The following is a 16,201-nucleotide window of genomic DNA, read 5'->3' as shown; positions in this document are numbered from 1 at the left end:
CCTTTAAATTCACTCCCGGCGCCACTCCCGAATCCATTGATGGGCGTGAAACCACCTGATGGATTCGTTACCTCTTTACGATATCCTCCAGATTCTCTGGATAGGTTCGCTGTTAGGGTAAAGTTCGCGGAAGGATTTTGACGTGTATCGTTGAGATGGGTCCAGTTAGCTACTTCGTAAGGCTGACCACTTGTTCCATTTCCTGCCGAATACAATTTCTCTTTCCCCGGTATATCCGTCTGGGGGTTCTGCTGTAGATACGGATACGAAACGACACCGTCGGAGTTATTTATTGTCCAAATATTCTGAGAGTCAAAAACATCCTGCGTTTCATATTCTTTATGGAAAAATTCTTTATGACCCTCGTATCCTTTGAGCTGACCAGTATGCCTTGGATACGGATTGCCCACTCGCTCAGTCACTCCGGTCGTTTTTTGGTCAAAGTAGGCTATTTGCTGTTGGCCATATTCTAAGACACCGCCAGCGTGACCACGCACAGTCGCATTTACAGTACTGCTAACCTTTCCGGTAGCATATGTGTACTTCGTCCTGGTACCAAAATTTTTCGAGATATTACCTACAAGTCCACCTACAGTGGTAGTACCAGTCACATCACTCATCGAATATGCATTTCGAATATCACCTGTTAGATTACCGACGAGTCCCCCAACAGAACTGCCAGACTGATTCCCACTATCGTCAGCCCTGACTGACCCAGTAGTATAGGATAAGTTCACCATTCCCGCATTATAGCCGACGAGTCCTCCCACAGAAGTGCCTCCTGTCACACTTGCGTTTTCGACTCCTGTGAGTGTAACCGTGCCTGATGAACCAACGACTCCAAAGATACTGACATTCCTCGAGTCTGGCCGATTGATCACGAGGTCGGCCAGTTTGTATCCACTACCGTTAAATGTGCCATTGAAGCGAGTTGAAGATGATCCTATCGGCTCGAAGCCCTTGTCGTTGTTTGCACTCGGGCTCGCCACCGAATCGTAACCTGCGGTCGAGGAATTCAGGTCGGCGACGAGCGTGAAGTTGGCGTCGAGCGCGTTGCGCACGCTGTCGAGGTCGTTCCAGTCCCCGATCTGGTAGGGATTGGCTGCGGTGCCGTTCCCGCCGGCGAACAGACTCTCCAGCCCGGGCGCGGGCGATTGGGTGTTGTTCAGCAGGTAGGGGTAGGACACCTCGCCGCCAGTTTTGACAGCCCAGGTGTTCGTGAAGTCGAAGCCATCGAGGCTGGTGTTGGCCTTGAGCTGGGTCGTCGTGAGGCCGGTGCCAGCGTCATCATATCCATCGTTCGTGTCGGACTGGCCGGTCGTGTTCACGTCCCAGTAGGCGTCGGTCACCGTGCCGAGGTTGGCCCCGATGAGGCCACCCACTCTATCTTGGCCGGTGACAGTCCCCGTCGCATACGATGAATCCACCGTGCCGAAGTTGGTACCGATAAGGCCACCCACTGTATTTCCGGTGGCGGAGACGTTGCCTGTCGCGTACGATGAACCCACCGTGCCCTCGCCATATCCGACGAGGCCACCTACTGTATTTCCGGTGGCGGAGACGTTGCCTGTCGCGTACGATGAATCCATCGTGCCAGAGCTGTATCCGACGAGGCCACCCACGTATTGGTATCCAGTGACGTCAATGTCTTCGATACTGACGTTTGCGATCACCGCGCTGCTTCCAGTGTAGCCGAACAGGCCGACGTTGTTCTCGCTCGACCGATTGATCGTTAGGTCTGCAATCGTGTAGCCATTGCCGTCGAACGTTCCGGTGAACGGCGTGCCGGAGTCACCGATCGGGGCGAAGCCAGCCCCGTCGTTCCACTCGCTCGTGTCCGACGCGTTGACGTCGGCGACAAGCGTGTAGTGTGCCCCCAGATCGTCCTCTATCGCCTGCAACTCCGAGGCGCTGCTGATCTGGTAGGGATCGTTGCTCGTCCCCGACCCCGGCAGGTCGCTCACGGCGACATCGGTCTGATTGCCTGCCGCCGTAGCGACGCCCGGCCCGAACGAGACGCCGACCGCAACCACCGACATGACCATCAGGACTGACAGCGCGAGCGCGCGGAGTTTCATCGACCCACCTCCCGTGATCGACCCCCGGCAGGCCCCGGGCGATCACGACGCCAGTTCGTCGCGGCTCCATTCGAGCCAGACGCACCTGAATGAGGGGCTTTCCATCGTCGTTTCGCATCGCCTGAGTTATCAGTATTGAACGTTAAGAGAGTCGTCCTTCGTGTCCGCGCAGGTCTGAACATACCATAAATATTCGTTTGTACACACAAAAGCAGAATATCTTCGTGTGACGGTATCCTGCCCACGATGCGAGCGCGACCCGATCGATACATTCGCAAAACACCCGGAAACGGGGGTATCTACAATATCGCGCCATCCCGAAACACGCAATATCTGCCGATAGAAGCGGTCGCTGCCCGGTATGCTATCTCGCACTTACTACCTTCACATGAAGGCATCTAGTCGGCCCGATAGCGACGATCTTTTCGAAATTAGTCCTGGCAGCTTGCCTCGTGCTGGCGCGACAGTACAGAATCATTTGTGAGAATGAGGATGGGCGTTCTCGACCGTGGAGCGTGGCCCATGGCACCCACGGTGGTTCACTCGAAGCGCGCTTCGAAGACTTTCTGCTGGGCGCGGTGGAGGTGCTGGAGGAACGTCGAGTGGGCAACGCCCAGGGTCTCGGCGATCTCCGCCGCGGTGGCCCCGCGAGGCTGTTCGAAGTACCCGTGATGGTACGCCGCGCGGAGAGCCTGGCGTTGCTTGTCGGTGAGTCGGGCCGCTCGCAGCTGGCCGCCGGTGTCACTCACCGTGTCCTCGTTACCGATCGCGAGTATGGAGACGTCGTCGAACGCCGCTTCTAACCGCTCGAGTGTCGGCGTGACGGTCTCCCGGGACTGGAGCTGTGCCTCGACGACGGCCCCGTTGGGGTCGAGGGTCGTGGTATCGACGACGACGCCGCGCGTCGCGAGATGGGCTTCCGGACTGGGACCGCTGACCGTCACCTGGAGTCTGCGTGGCTCAATGTCGATCCCGTGGACTGCTGTCACATCGGGGTGAGCAGCCAGCACGTCCTGGATCGCGTCCGTCGCGCCTGCGATACGGAGATACTGGACGATCCCGTCCTCGTCGTCCGGGACAGTCCCCTGGACGGTGACCCGCTTGCAGTCCCGAAAGGCCCCGTCTATCGCGAGTGCCGCGAGATAGTACGCGTCGTCGCCGACGCGAAACCGGGCCGTGACAGTCCGGTCTGCAGCGAGGCTATTCTCCGTCGCGAGGCTGTGGATCCCGAACGCGACGGTATCCCCGAGCTCCGTGAGCAACCGGCGCTCGGTCTCGCCGAAATGGTCCGGCTCGTCATGATAGACCGCCAATACGCCGTAGGGGACGTCGTTGTGTTCGAGCGGAACCGCCCCGCCGGACCGATACCCGTCGTCTGTGACGACTTCTCGCCACGCCGAGGGAAACAACTCAGCGACATCTTGGACGAACTGTGGCTCTCCCGACTGGGCAGCCCACGTGGCGGGTTCGCCCTGCACCTCGTCGGCTTCTGCCGTCGAGGAGATGGCGTCGACGAATGCCTGATCCCCGGCGACGGCTCGCGGGGACAGTCCACCGGCCCCCCGTTCGGCAACCCACGCGACCGGATACCCGTACTCGTGTAAATGGGTAACGACGTCTTCTTCCAATGTGTCTCGCGTCCGCGATTCGACCAGCGCTTCCTGGACCGTTCGATTGAGGTCTCGCTCCCACTGTAGCTCACGCTCGTGGCGTCGTCGCTCGCTGACGTCCCGGATCGAGACGAGCAGTGTCGGCTCACCCTCGTCGGTGATCCGCCGGCCAGTGAACTCACAGGCCCGAACCGATCCGTCGGAACGACGAAGGCGCGCTTCTTGCAGTTCCGGCTCGGCGCTCCCGTCGTCCCAGTTCGCGAATGCCTCACGCACTGCGGTCCGGTCGTCCGGGTGAATTGCGTCTTCGACGAGCTCCTCGCCGATCCAGGACGCACAGTCGCTACCCGTGAGTTCGGCAAAGTGCTCGTTACAAAACTGCACGCGACCGTCTTCGAGCAGACAGATCGCGTCACGGCTCTCCTCGACGACGGATCGATAGCGCCGTTCGCTTTCTTCAAGTTGGCATTGTAAGCGATGCTGGCGCACAACTGACTCGATTTTCTCGGCGAGGAGTGGGGTTTGATCGGTTGCCGGCTCTTTGACGACGTAATCGGTCACACCGGCGTCGATCGCCCGGGCAGCCACGTCCTCGTTTCCCTCGCTGGTGATGAGGATGAACGGAATATCGGGACGATCCTCGCGAACGCGTTCGAGCAACTCCAGGCCGGTGATGCCCGGCATCATGTAGTCCACGAGCAGACAGTCGACTCGGTCGGCCTCCGCGAGATGTACGAGCGCCTCGTTGGCATCGTTCGCGACCGAGACACTGACCGCGTCTGTCTCGCGTTCGATTCGCTTCGCAGCGACCGAGGCCCATCGGTCGCTATCGTCGACTAACAGCGTGTGGATGGCGTCCCCACTCACTACGGGCGCATCATTCCCGCTCATTGTGCACCAGCCGCTGCTGTAGCACTCCCTGCTGGCCATTGTCGCTTTCCACGGGCGGCCCAGTCCTGTGCTGAGGAGGTCATCCGTTTACCTTCGCATGAAGGTAGTAGGTTGTAAATATCCCGGTCAGACTCGGTCGTGAGACACAGCAACACCTGTTCGGGCCCACTGTGGGGCACCTTCTTGTATCAGGCTGCTCCAGAGTGTAGTAGACGGTGAGAATTCGTGAGTGACCCCTCCCAACAGTCGGCACAGCCGGTGAGTGTCGACCCCTCAGCTCTCCCGTATCCGTATCAGCGACTGACTCGGAACGGACACATCAGCGCGGTCAACGAGGCATGGGTCACTGTCTTGGGATACGAGGCAGCGAACGTCTGTGGTGAGCAGTTTGGAGAGTACGTCCACTCGGGCGACAGGGACAACTTCCGGACGGCGTTCGATCGATTCGTTGCTGGGGAGCGATCGAGCCCGATCGAATTGGACATCCGACATGCAGATGGCCATCCCGTGACGGTGATGCTCGATATCCGCGTCGAACGTGACCATAATGGGAGATTCGAGAACGCGCACTGCCAGTTCACCGAAATCGACACGGCCAGCGGCGCAGGATCCGTCTCAAACACTGGTGGAGACACTGACGCGGATTTCAGTGCCACGGAAGAGCGAATGAAGTTGGCCGTTAAAGGGGCAAAACTCGGAATCTGGGACTGGGACATGGAGGCCGACGAGGTATTGCGCGACGAACTGCTGGCGAACATGCTGGGCTATTCACCGGCAGAGATGGGCGATCAGTTGGACGATTGGGAACAGCTCGTCCATCCGGACGGCAAGCAGCGCCACGACGAGGCGCTCGCGGAACATATCGACACGGACACGGACTTCTATCAGTGTGATTACCGGATGGAGACGAAATCCGGTGACTGGAAGTGGGTGCGAACCATGGGCACGGTGGTCGAGGAGGACGATGACGGGACACCGCTTCGGTCAGTGGGGATCCACCTCGACATCGACGAACAGAAGCGCAACCAGCTGAAACTCGCCCGCCGCACCGAGCAACTCGAAGCGCTCAATCGCGTCGTCCGACACGACATCCGCAACGACATGAACGTGCTTCACATGTGGGCAACAGAGCTTGAGGGCCACGTCGACGAGGCGGGCGCTGAGGCCCTCGAACAGATCCTCTCTTCGAGTCGCCACATCATCGAGCTGACGAAGGTTGCTCGCGAATTCATCGAATCGCTGGGGGCCGGAGACGAGTTGGACATGGAACCAATCGACCTGCGAGAGGTCCTCTCGAACGAGGTGAACACACAGCGCGGTGCGTATCCGGAGGCCGACTTTCGGATCCGCGGTGAGTTGCCGTCCGTGACCGTCCGGGCGAACGGCATGCTTTCGTCGGTCTTCCGGAACCTGCTCGTCAACGCCGTCGAACACAACGATTCCGCGACGCCGACGGTCACTGTTTCGGTGACGGTCCGAGACCAAACCGTCGCGGTTCGAGTGGCAGACGATGGGCCCGGCATCGCGGATGTCCTGAAGGACGAAATCTTCGGCAAGGGGACGAAAGGCCTCTCGGGCGGGACTGGCATCGGCCTGTATCTGGTCGAAACGCTCGTCGAGAGTTACGGCGGGGACGTCCGGATCGCCGACGATGGAGAGGGTCAGGAGCCGTCCGTAAGCAATCGGCAGGAATCCGAGGACAACGAGCCCACCGGGGCCGTCTTTGTGGTGGCGTTACCGCTATACGAGTCCGACCACTGAGAGCGTCCCAACTGCCGGCGGTCTTACTCATCCCCTGATCGGTCCTCGGCAGTCCGCGACGAGTCCTGTCCGTCGGACTCGCCTCGCTGGGGGCGGTCGGCATCGCCAGGCCGGTCGTGCTGTGTGTCACGCCGCAACCCGACGGTCAGCGAGTAGACCATGAGGAGGATCACGAGGCTGAACGGCAGTCCAGCCGCGATGACCGCTGTCTTGAGTGCACGCAGTCCGTTGCCGAACAGGAGCACAATCGCGGTCGCGCCGATGACGAGCGGCCACAGGACACGCTGACCCGTCGTCGGTTCCCGTGTCCCGCTCGTCGTCAGATAGCTCGCCACCAGTGAGCCGGAGTCGGCCGAGGTGACCAGGAATGTCATGAGGTTGAACGTTGCGATCGCGGCCGTCAGGAACGCAAGCGGGTAGACGGAAAACATCTCGAACAGCGCGACTGCGGGGCCGTGTTCCTGCAGGGGGCCGCTAATCGCCCCCTCGGCGACTGAGAGCTCGACGAACAACGCCGAACCGTTGAAGACAGCCATCCAGCCCAGCGAAAACAGGACTGGCACGACCAAGACGCCACCGACGAACTCCCGGATCGTCCGCCCCCTGGAAATGCGAGCGATGAACAGGCCGACGAACGGCGACCAGACGGTCCAGAATCCCCAGTAGAATATCGTATACGCGTGTTGCCATCCCGCCGCCTCGCCCGCGAAGGCCTCGGTATAGAGACTCAATTCCACGAAGTTGCCGAGGTAGGTCCCGACCCCTTCGAGAAACACGTCGAAGAGGTGGACTGTGTCCCCGACGAGCAACACCACGACGAGCAACGCGACCATCAGCACGACGTTCAGCTTCGAGAGACGCCTGATGCCGTTCTCGAGACCCAGCCACGTCGAGACGACTGTCACGCCGATGAGTGCCGTCGCGATGGTCGCCGCGGTCCACACATCGGTCGCGAGTGCCGTCCCCAGATAGGTCGTCGTGAGAAAGTCGACCCCGGCGGTGATCTGGAGCGCCGCCAGTCCGGTGGCCGTCGCGAGCCCGACGACGGTCGCGACGACTGCCGCGAGGTCGATGAGTCGCCCCGCCCAGCCGTGAATCCGCTCGCCGACCAGTGGATAGAAGATGGAGCGAAAGCTCAACGGGAGGCCGCGATTGTAGGAGAAATACCCGAGTGCAAGCCCGACGATGCCGTAGATTCCCCAGGGGTGCAGCCCCCAGTGAAACATCGTGAGGGCCGTGGCGGCCCGGCCTGCCTCGGGGGTGTTCGGTGGGACGTCGAAAAACGAGCCGCCACCGGAGACGAAGTGACTGATCGGTTCAGCGACACCGAAAAACAGCAGGCCAACGCCCATCCCGGAGCTGAACAGCATCGCCACCCATCCCAGCGTGGAAAACTCCGGCTCGGCGTCGGGACCACCGAGTCTGATCGTCCCGTAGTCGCTCAACCCGATCGCGACGAGTGCGACAAGAAACACGTTGACCGCAAGGACATACAACCAGCCGAAGGATTCGTTCACGAAGGCGAACGTCGCGCGATAGGCCACCGACGCCTGGTCGCCGAACCCGACCGTGAGCACGACGCCGACGACGATGATTGCAAGCGATCCGACCAGGACAACAGGGTCGAACTCGGTGCCGAACCACCGTACTGTCGTCTCCCGCGAATGTCGAGTCTCCTCGTGCGTCGAGCGACGCTGTTCAGGCGAGGGGGGCGACCCCGTCTCGTCATCGTCGTCCGTCAATGACTGACACCCACTGGAGGCGAGTTCAACGCTACGACATAAATCAATACTGTTCAGACACGGGCCGAGCCAAGATGGCGATGTGCCCGTTTCGATGCCTCACTGCAGTGACCGTCCAGCACGAAGCGCCGCGTCAGTGATCAACGAGACAGGCGTGACTTCGAACGCGCGACACTGACCTGCGGCGCAAGCTACAAACGCTCGCCACCGGTACGAACGACCATGACTGACGAGATCGAACACCGTCGACTCATCATCGCCGGCTCGGGCACCGCCGGGCTGACGGCCGCGGTCTACGCCGGGCGGGCGAACAACGACCCGCTCGTCCTGGAGGGCGACGAACCCGGCGGCCAGCTCACCTTGACAACGGACGTCGCGAACTTCCCCGGCTTCCCGGAGGGGATCAACGGCACTGAACTCATCAACCGCATGAAGGAACAGGCCAAGCGATTCGGGGCCGACGTCGAGACGGGATTCGTCGAGTCGATCGACGATTCCTCTCGGCCGTTTCGAGTCGAACTCGCCGACGGGGCGGTCTACACCTGTGACGCCTTCATCGCCGCCAGTGGCGCGAGCGCGCGCACCCTGGGCATCCCCGGCGAGGGCGACCTCATGGGCTATGGCGTCTCAACGTGTGCGACCTGCGACGGCGCGTTCTTCCGGGACGAGGACATGCTCGTCATCGGCGGGGGCGACGCCGCGATGGAGGAGGCTTCCTTCCTGACGAAGTTCGCCGACACGGTCTACATCGCCCACCGCCGCGAGGCGTTCCGCGCCGAGGACTACTGGGTCGACCGAATCATGGAACACGTCGACGCGGGCGACGTCGAGATCATGCGCAACACCGAGGCGACCGAGATCCACGGCTCCCGCGAAGATGGGATCGAAGGCGTCTCGTTGATCCGCCATCCCGATGGCCACCCCAAGGAGAAACTCGACTCCGAACAGGCAGAGGAAGTCGAGCACTTCGAGCACGACGTCGGCGCGGTCTTCCTCGCAATCGGCCACACGCCCAACACCGGCTATCTGGAGGACACCGACGTCGAACTCGACGAGACGGGGTACATCCGGACCGTGGGCGGCCACGGCGGCGGTCAGACGAAAACGGACGTCCCCGGCATCTTCGGGGCAGGCGACGTCGTCGACTACCACTACCAGCAGGCCGTCACAGCCGCGGGGATGGGGAGTCAGGCCGCCCTGGACGCCGACGACTATCTCGAAGAGCAGGCAGAGGCCGAAGCCACCGAAACAAGCGTCGCCGAGACCGACGACTGAAGCCGATCCGAGTCGATATTTTCCACGGCTTTCGCCGCGCTCGGTCTCCGCGGCTTTCGCCGCGCTCGTCACCCTGATACGCCTCGCGACCCTACCAGATGGTATGGAATCTGCGACGTTCGGCGGCGGGTGTTTCTGGTGTACCGAGGCCGCGATGAAGGAACTCGACGGCGTCGCCTCGGTGACGTCCGGGTACGCCGGCGGGCACGCCGAGGACCCCAGCTACCGGGCGGTCTGTTCGGGCGACACCGGCCACGCCGAGGTGGTGCAGGTCGAATACGATCCCGACGTGATCACTTACGACGAGTTGCTGGAGGTGTTCTTCGCCACGCACGACCCGACCCAGTTGAATCGACAGGGTCCCGACGTAGGCACGCAGTACCGCTCGATCGTCCTCTATCACGACGAGGCCCAGCGCGAGACGGCCGCCGCCTACATCGACGCGCTCGACGCCGAGTACGACGACGAGGTCGTGACGGAACTCACCGAGTTGGAGACGTTCTACCGCGCCGAGGAGAAACACCAGGACTACTTCGAGAAGAACCCGACTGACGCCTACTGTCAGATGCACGCCGCGCCGAAGGTCGAAAAAATCCGTGAACGGTTCGAGGAACTGGTAGCTGAATCGTAGTTACAGTAGCAGCGGCCGCGATACGTAGGGGCTGCGGGGCGGCCAGGTGACGGTAAAGCATCGGCCCCATCGAATAATCCGCAATATAGTGAGTACCACCAGATGATATCCATAACAACATGTTTATGACCCCTTGACGTATTGGTGTGTGTAACTAACACGCTGATTGACGAAGGCTGCTCACCACCCATGACTACAGAATTCGCAATTGATCCGGATCGGTTGGAAGAATTTCTGCCGATGCTGGGGAAAGAAATCGAGGACGGATATATTGTTGACATTGAGACGGGTCAAATTGCAACTTCTCCCTCGGGTGAGAAAATCAAAGCTGAAGAGGTGGGTTACCTGGCGCATGGTTCCGTTGAACCAATTCGCGACGATATTTCGGATATTGTGAACTACCTTACAGACTCGTCCGACTGGGAAGACCCTCGCGAGTAGATGCAAGAAGACGATCCCTTTCTGAAGCTACTCAAAGACTCTTTTGCCACCGCCAAAGACGGGGCTGCAAAACTCAACAGGAGTCAAACAGATTCGCTTCCTTGTCGCGGTTCGTTGGCCGAACTCATCCACAGTGACGAATATGAATCTCCATATGCAGGACCCGTTGAAGGAGATGCCGAGGCAGAAATCAGAGAAGTCAAAGGAGTCGTCCGGTTGGTTATTGATCCGGCAAGCATCGATTATGAAAAGCGTGTTGCGATGAGCGACTCTATGGATAGTGTACTGGAAGAGGCACAGGGGTTTCCGCTGGCTCCCGCATCTGGCATCGCTGAAGCTGTCAAAGGAAAAGAGGGCAAAGAGTTTGTCGACGAGATCGTGAGTTTCTACAGGGGCAAAGTCCCACCCCGCTTTCGTCAGCCGCTCATTCAAGGCATGGCGCTACGCATCGCCGAGGACAACAACCCGATGGAACAGTGGGAAGTGAGGAAACGAAAACGAGAGGCAGCGAAAGCGCACGAAAAACGTGGCTATTCCCGGCCAGAAGCATACAATACTGCGAGTCTGTGCTCGTCTGGGTACTTTGATCCCGACCGTTTATTCCAGCGGCTCTATCAGGATCAAGTTGAATTCGGCGGTTGGTCTGATGGGGATTATGCGAACGCATTTGAAGAACTTGTCGTTGACAAGCCTTTTGTCGTGTTCGTGAAGTCTGGGATGTCGTACAAGGAAGCATACCATGCGATGATAGGCAAGTCGCTTGATATTGATGAATATATAGCCCCATTGAACTATATCGATATCCGTGGGAAGGGACAGCAAGCGGAGGAAACCGTGGAAAAAGCTGCAGAGTACATTAATCAGCACCATAATTCGGTGAAAATCAAACCAGAACACGAAAATGGACAGTCAAACCTCCGTGTCTGGTACGAAACGCTATAGATGTCGGTTCTAGGTGACGCGGTACAGGCGCTAAATGAAGATATCGAGATTGCGGCGTTCCTTCCTGGTGTTAATTATGTTTTCCTTCTCATTGCGTCAGAGGACGGCTCAAACTTGTTCTTTGGGTTGGCACTCGGCGCCTCAGTAGTTGGCGCTACATTGTTCAACCATCTCCGTCATCTAGCATCTGATGAATCCACCAATACCGATGATACGGAGGCAGATGAGCGAGAAAATGCATCCGAGGAGTGGGAAGATCCCCGTGACGGAGGGAACAATCAGTCAGGTGGCGACCGACAGATTAGCCAACAGAGTGCCTCGATGCTACTCCTTCTTGTATGGGGCGCATTACTGCTTGTGAGTATGCACTTCCTGTTCGAGCGCTTTTCTAAGAATAGGGTACTTCCGGAAGTGCTCTTCTTCATTTCCGTTGGTTTCATTGCGCTATACGTGACCGATATCATTCTGAACCGATATATTTCGAGCTATAATAGCTAGCATTTTCTACCATCGATAGCAACATAATTCCGTGTGAGCTTGAAGCATAAATTCTATCTTGGCCGACAAACGCGAGCAACTGACAGTAATCGATAGCTGAAATCTGCGTCGAAGATCCACGACAGCTCGTCTTATCTGTAGTTAGGTCCTAAACTCCTGGGCATGGCTCGCCCGCAAATCCGAGATTTACGGATGCGCGAAGTACGCGAGAAGTTCGTCGTCCTCGCCGACATCCATCGGATCACTCGCCTCGGGAACCGCGTCGAGACGCGCAAAGCCGATCCGGACGAACTGGACCATCTCGTCGGCCCCGTGGGTGAGCAAGCCGGGTTCGACGTGTCCGGTGACATCCCCCTCCATCGTCCGCAGTCGGGCGGGGACACTCGTCGTCGCCGGCACCCAGTGGATCACGTCGACATTCCCCTCCCGGACCACGTCGATGTCGTCGTCGGTGTATTCGAACGCCCGCTCGCCCGTCCGGCGGACGCAACCGTATCCCTTCAGCCAGACGCGATCGCCCTCCGGCGGCAGGTCCTCTTCCTCGACCAGGACCGCCCCACCGACCGGGATGGTTCGCTTGCCGCGCTCCTCGTAGTCGGGGTGGATCGGCGGCTGGCCGCGCTCGGGCCCACCCGAGAGGTCCATCTCGACGCCGTCCCGGACGAAGAAGGCCCGGTCGGCGTCGTCGTCGATGCGTTCGCGGTTGGCCGCGTAGATCGACGACATCGCCAGGTCGACGTTGCTGGTCGAGGTGCCGAGTTCGGTCATCGCGTCGACGATGGCCCCGCCGCGAATGCCCCGTCGCCGGAGGCTGGCGATCGTCGGGGCCCGTGGGTCGTCCCAGCCCTCAAGGTCGCCGGCCTCGATCAGTTCCTTGATGGTCGAGGTGCTCATCGGGACGTCGTATTCCTCGACCTGGACGTGGCCCCAGTGGATGACCTCGGGGTACTCCCAGTCGAAGTAGTCGTAGACAAACCCCTGGCGCTTGGCGGAGTCCTGGAGGTCGATCCCGCGGATGATGTGCGTGATCCCGGTGAGGTGGTCGTCGATCCCGCTCTGGAAATCGAGCATGGGCCAACAGCGATAGTCCTCGGCTTCCGGCCGTGGATGCGGGGTGTCGATGAGGCGGAAGGCGACCCAGTCCCGCAGCGCGGGGTTCTTGTGCTCGATGTCGGTCTTCACCCGAAGCACCATCTCGCCGGGATCGTACTCGCCGTCGACCATCGCGTCGAACTCCTCGTGGACGGTCGCGGCGTCCTTCTCGCGGTGCGGGCAGGCCTCGCCGCTGTTCTTCAACTCGGAGAACGTCTCGCCTGGACACGAGCAGGTGTAGGCCCCGCCGAGATCGATGAGGTCCCGCGCGTAGGCGTAGTAGGTCTCCAGTCGGTCGCTGGCCTTGAGCACGCGATTCGGCGTGAACCCGAGGTACTCGATCGCGTCGAGGATCTCGTCGTAAGCGTCCAGATCCGGGCGTTTGGTCTCGGGATCGGTGTCGTCGAACCGGCAGACGAAGTAGCCGTCGTAGCGGTCCTTGTACGAGCCCACGACTGCGGCCATCCGGGCGTGGCCGACGTGCCAGGGACCGTTTGGATTCGGCGCGACGCGCATCCGAACCTCGTCGTAGTCCTCGACGTTGGGCAGGTCCGGCAGTGCCTGCTCGTCTTCGTCCTCATCGGCGTCGAGTTCTTCGACCCGTTCGGGCGCGAGTTCGGCGAGTCGCTCGCGTTTTTCCTCGGTCGAAAGCCCGTTGACGCGTTCGACGACCGGCGCGAGGACGCCCGGGATCTCGTCGCCGTACTCCCGGAACTCGGGGTTCTCGCCCATCAACGGCCCCATGATCGCTCCGACCTGGGCGTCGCTGTCGTGTTTGAGCGCGTTGAACAGTGCGTCGGCCTCGGCGGCCGCCTCGACGCGCTCGCGAAGGTCTTCGTCCATTGGCAGACGATTGCAGGGCGGTCGTCAAAACGTCGTCGGGTTCGATGTTAGCCGAGGCTCACGCGATGGCAAGGAGTACAGCAGGCCCCCGACTGAGATCGCTGAAATCCCGCCAAGGACGGCGATTGCGGAGTGAGCGGAGCCTTCTCAATCGGTCGTTTTCGCCTCTGGATTCGGATTCTCCTCTGGCCCCAATGTCCGCTCGTCGTCCCCCTTGATCTCCTCATAAACGAGTTCTCGGAGCAACTCGGCCATGGTCATGTCCCGTTCCGCAGCGAGGACGCGAAAACGGCTCTTCTCGTCCTCCGTGACACTTGTGCTGATTTTTTCAGTTCGCTCCATACCCAACGGAAGGTTGCAGGTGCACAAAAACTCTGGGTCATCGGAGCATTAGAGAGGCGGTACTTAGACACATCTATTTACTGCATCAGTAGAACAGTAGAACATGTTTATCATGCACCAGTACATTATCTAATATGTTGAATACGTATGACAGACAGACTCACATTCCAGTGTCAAGATTCGCTTGCCGCCGATGTCGACGAGATCGCCGACAGAACCGGATTACCCGAATCCGAAGTGATCAACCGGCTAGTCAGACTCGGGCTGCAGGATATCGACGATATCGACGATAGCGTGCTGTTCGGGACAATCTCCGGTTCGACGGACGGAGATCCGGCCGACTGACGCCGTCGGCCGAGTGGACCGTTCCGGGCGGCTGTGGTCAACTCGGCGGCGGAGAGAACACGAGGCATCCAAGATGCAATACTCCACGTCCGACCCGAGGAATCGTCCGACGAACAGTCAGCAGCCCCGGCGGGAAAGCGGCGACCGGCCGACCCTGGCATGGGACGGCAGGGGCGTTTCGTTTCGACGCGTGGCTGGGGGAGCGGGCAGTGCGAGCGCGACCGGCACGGCCAGCGGGGACACGCGCCAGGTGGACCAACCGAGAGATGTGACGACGAACAGGAGCAGCGGGACAGACCCCTTCCGGGGACTGACCGGCCACGGAGCGCTGGGTGTGGACGTCGAACGAACCGGAGGCGAGTCATGAGTGATCTCGCCGAGCGACACCGGCAGATCGCCGACATCCTCGAACCGATCGAACGGATGGGGATCGACGCCACAGTGGATGATCGGACCACTGACGACGGCACGCTCCGTCTCACCCTGACGCTCGGACTCCCGTCGGACTTCGACCCGATCAGGCAGAAAGCCACCGATCCCACGGGGACCCTCGAAGCCCGAATCAGGGAGCTCGAGAAGCAAAGTGAACCCAATGAGTCGGATCACGAAACTGATCCCGACCCATCGGAGGACGGATACCCCAGCGTCGCCGGGCAAGAGCTCACGGACGGCGAGCGTGAGACGCTCGACGCACTCCGGACGCTGGGTGGCCCCAGGGCGTCGGGTGACATCGCGGACCAGGTCGACGCCACGATCCAGAGTGTGCGGTCCTGGCTGCCGAAACTCGCCGGGGCCGGCCTCATCGAGACCGTCCCTGACCCCACGGACGGCCGGCGGAAGCTGTACTCGCCGGTCGTCTCCGAGGAGTCGGCCACCGACGAGGGATCGGCGGACGAGGACGACACGATCGACCGATCCGAAGACAATCCGGTCGATCGATCCGAAGACGACACGGTAGAGGAGACCACCGACGTGGCGGGGACGGTGTACGTTGCGACCGGTGGCGGCAGCCCCTCACAGGTGTTTCACGTCCGCCCGGACTGTCCGCAGTTGCGGCGAGCGAAGGACTTCGTCGAGAAGGACCGCTCGGTCGTCCCCCACCATCGCCCGTGCGGGACGTGCGTCTCGACGGACCTCGCGGACGGACTCGTCGCGATCTCGAACTCACCGACCGAGACATACCACAGGCGGGCGGACTGCCCCCGACTCGCGTCGGCGACCGACGTCACTGTCGTGGATGGGGAGACCGTGCCGGACTTCGATCCCTGTGCCGACTGCGTCTCCGGGGATCGGACGAGCGACCGCGACGAAGACGAAAAGGAGCGCGATGAAGATACTGACGAGGACGGGTCCGATGAAGAGGAAGCCGACGCAGACGATGTCTCCATGGCCGCGGAACTCTGCGACCGCAACGACCTCGACCGCGAGGCAGTCATCGAAGCGCTTGACGCGGCGACGGCGATCTACCACGTCCAGCGCGATCTCACACTCCCCCGCGACGAGACCGAGGCCCTGCTCCGGAACCTGGGCGTCTTCGAGACCCTCTCCGGCGGTGGACACGTATCGCTCGACCGCGCGAAATCGGTGGTTCACGAACACGTCCCGCCCACGTAGGGTCGGGGAGCCGTATTGCCATTCGAGAACCCTCGATCCGACGGCGTTCACGGATTCGCCTGTTCTCTCGGTTGGGTCGTTTATCATCCTGAACAC

At 60.6% G+C, this 16,201-nt stretch carries 12 protein-coding genes and 1 pseudogene; 8 read left to right on the top strand and 5 right to left on the bottom strand.

The features are described 5' to 3' along the window. Positions 1-2,000: 2,000 nt before the first annotated feature. Both HUTA_RS16130 and HUTA_RS10185 read right to left on the bottom strand, forming a co-directional pair. Positions 2,001-2,078: pseudogene (locus HUTA_RS16130) on the bottom strand (surface glycoprotein); the annotation flags it as partial. Positions 2,079-2,617: 539 nt separating this feature from the next. Then, positions 2,618-4,579 carry a helix-turn-helix domain-containing protein gene (locus HUTA_RS10185; RefSeq protein WP_169304894.1) on the bottom strand — a complete coding sequence of 654 codons (1,962 nt, stop codon included), beginning with the start codon at positions 4,577-4,579 and terminating at the stop codon, positions 2,618-2,620. 225 nt (positions 4,580-4,804) lie between these two features. Between HUTA_RS10185 and HUTA_RS10180 the strand changes: the two genes are divergently transcribed. After that, positions 4,805-6,340 carry a PAS domain-containing sensor histidine kinase gene (locus tag HUTA_RS10180; protein WP_015789816.1) on the top strand — a complete coding sequence of 512 codons (1,536 nt, stop codon included), beginning with the start codon at positions 4,805-4,807 and terminating at the stop codon, positions 6,338-6,340. 23 nt (positions 6,341-6,363) lie between these two features. On the opposite strand, the gene HUTA_RS10175 is transcribed toward HUTA_RS10180, so the two are convergent. Next, entirely contained in the window at positions 6,364-8,082 is a 1,719-nt protein-coding gene (locus HUTA_RS10175; protein ID WP_015789815.1) for a BCCT family transporter, read from the bottom strand. 222 nt (positions 8,083-8,304) lie between these two features. Between HUTA_RS10175 and HUTA_RS10170 the strand changes: the two genes are divergently transcribed. From HUTA_RS10170 to HUTA_RS10150, 5 genes are all read left to right on the top strand, one after another. Then, a complete protein-coding gene (locus tag HUTA_RS10170) occupies positions 8,305-9,357 on the top strand; it encodes an NAD(P)/FAD-dependent oxidoreductase (RefSeq protein ID WP_015789814.1) in 1,053 nt (350 codons plus the stop codon). A 103-nt stretch (positions 9,358-9,460) separates the two neighbouring features. Beyond that, on the top strand, positions 9,461-9,988 hold the full coding sequence (gene msrA / locus HUTA_RS10165; RefSeq protein ID WP_015789813.1) for a peptide-methionine (S)-S-oxide reductase MsrA: 528 nt from the start codon (positions 9,461-9,463) through the stop codon (positions 9,986-9,988). A 189-nt stretch (positions 9,989-10,177) separates the two neighbouring features. Beyond that, a complete protein-coding gene (locus HUTA_RS10160) occupies positions 10,178-10,429 on the top strand; it encodes a hypothetical protein (RefSeq protein WP_015789812.1) in 252 nt (83 codons plus the stop codon). Then, positions 10,430-11,371: a hypothetical protein gene (locus tag HUTA_RS10155; RefSeq protein ID WP_015789811.1), complete on the top strand. Its 942-nt coding sequence runs from the start codon at positions 10,430-10,432 to the stop codon at positions 11,369-11,371. Beyond that, positions 11,372-11,869 carry a hypothetical protein gene (locus HUTA_RS10150; protein WP_015789810.1) on the top strand — a complete coding sequence of 166 codons (498 nt, stop codon included), beginning with the start codon at positions 11,372-11,374 and terminating at the stop codon, positions 11,867-11,869. 186 nt (positions 11,870-12,055) lie between these two features. Here HUTA_RS10150 and HUTA_RS10145 read toward each other — a convergent pair whose 3' ends face one another. Together HUTA_RS10145 and HUTA_RS10140 are read right to left on the bottom strand one after the other, a co-directional pair. Next, positions 12,056-13,804, bottom strand: coding sequence for a glutamate--tRNA ligase (locus HUTA_RS10145; RefSeq protein WP_015789809.1), 1,749 nt, complete (start codon positions 13,802-13,804; stop codon positions 12,056-12,058). Between the two features lie 147 nt (positions 13,805-13,951). After that, on the bottom strand, positions 13,952-14,146 hold the full coding sequence (locus tag HUTA_RS10140; RefSeq protein ID WP_015789808.1) for a hypothetical protein: 195 nt from the start codon (positions 14,144-14,146) through the stop codon (positions 13,952-13,954). Positions 14,147-14,293: 147 nt separating this feature from the next. On the opposite strand from HUTA_RS10140, the gene HUTA_RS10135 reads away from it, so the two are divergent. Together HUTA_RS10135 and HUTA_RS10130 are read left to right on the top strand one after the other, a co-directional pair. Continuing rightward, complete coding sequence (locus HUTA_RS10135; protein WP_015789807.1) at positions 14,294-14,491, top strand: ribbon-helix-helix domain-containing protein; 198 nt, start codon at positions 14,294-14,296, stop codon at positions 14,489-14,491. Between the two features lie 363 nt (positions 14,492-14,854). Further along, positions 14,855-16,105 (top strand): MarR family winged helix-turn-helix transcriptional regulator, encoded by a 1,251-nt coding sequence (locus tag HUTA_RS10130; protein WP_015789806.1) that lies wholly within the window; start codon positions 14,855-14,857, stop codon positions 16,103-16,105. Positions 16,106-16,201: the final 96 nt, after the last annotated feature.

The organism is Halorhabdus utahensis DSM 12940, from assembly GCF_000023945.1.
In the GTDB taxonomy this organism is placed as follows: domain Archaea; phylum Halobacteriota; class Halobacteria; order Halobacteriales; family Haloarculaceae; genus Halorhabdus; species Halorhabdus utahensis.
The sequence above is the reverse complement of the archived record's forward strand: the minus strand, read 5'-3'. Positions and strand labels throughout refer to the sequence as shown.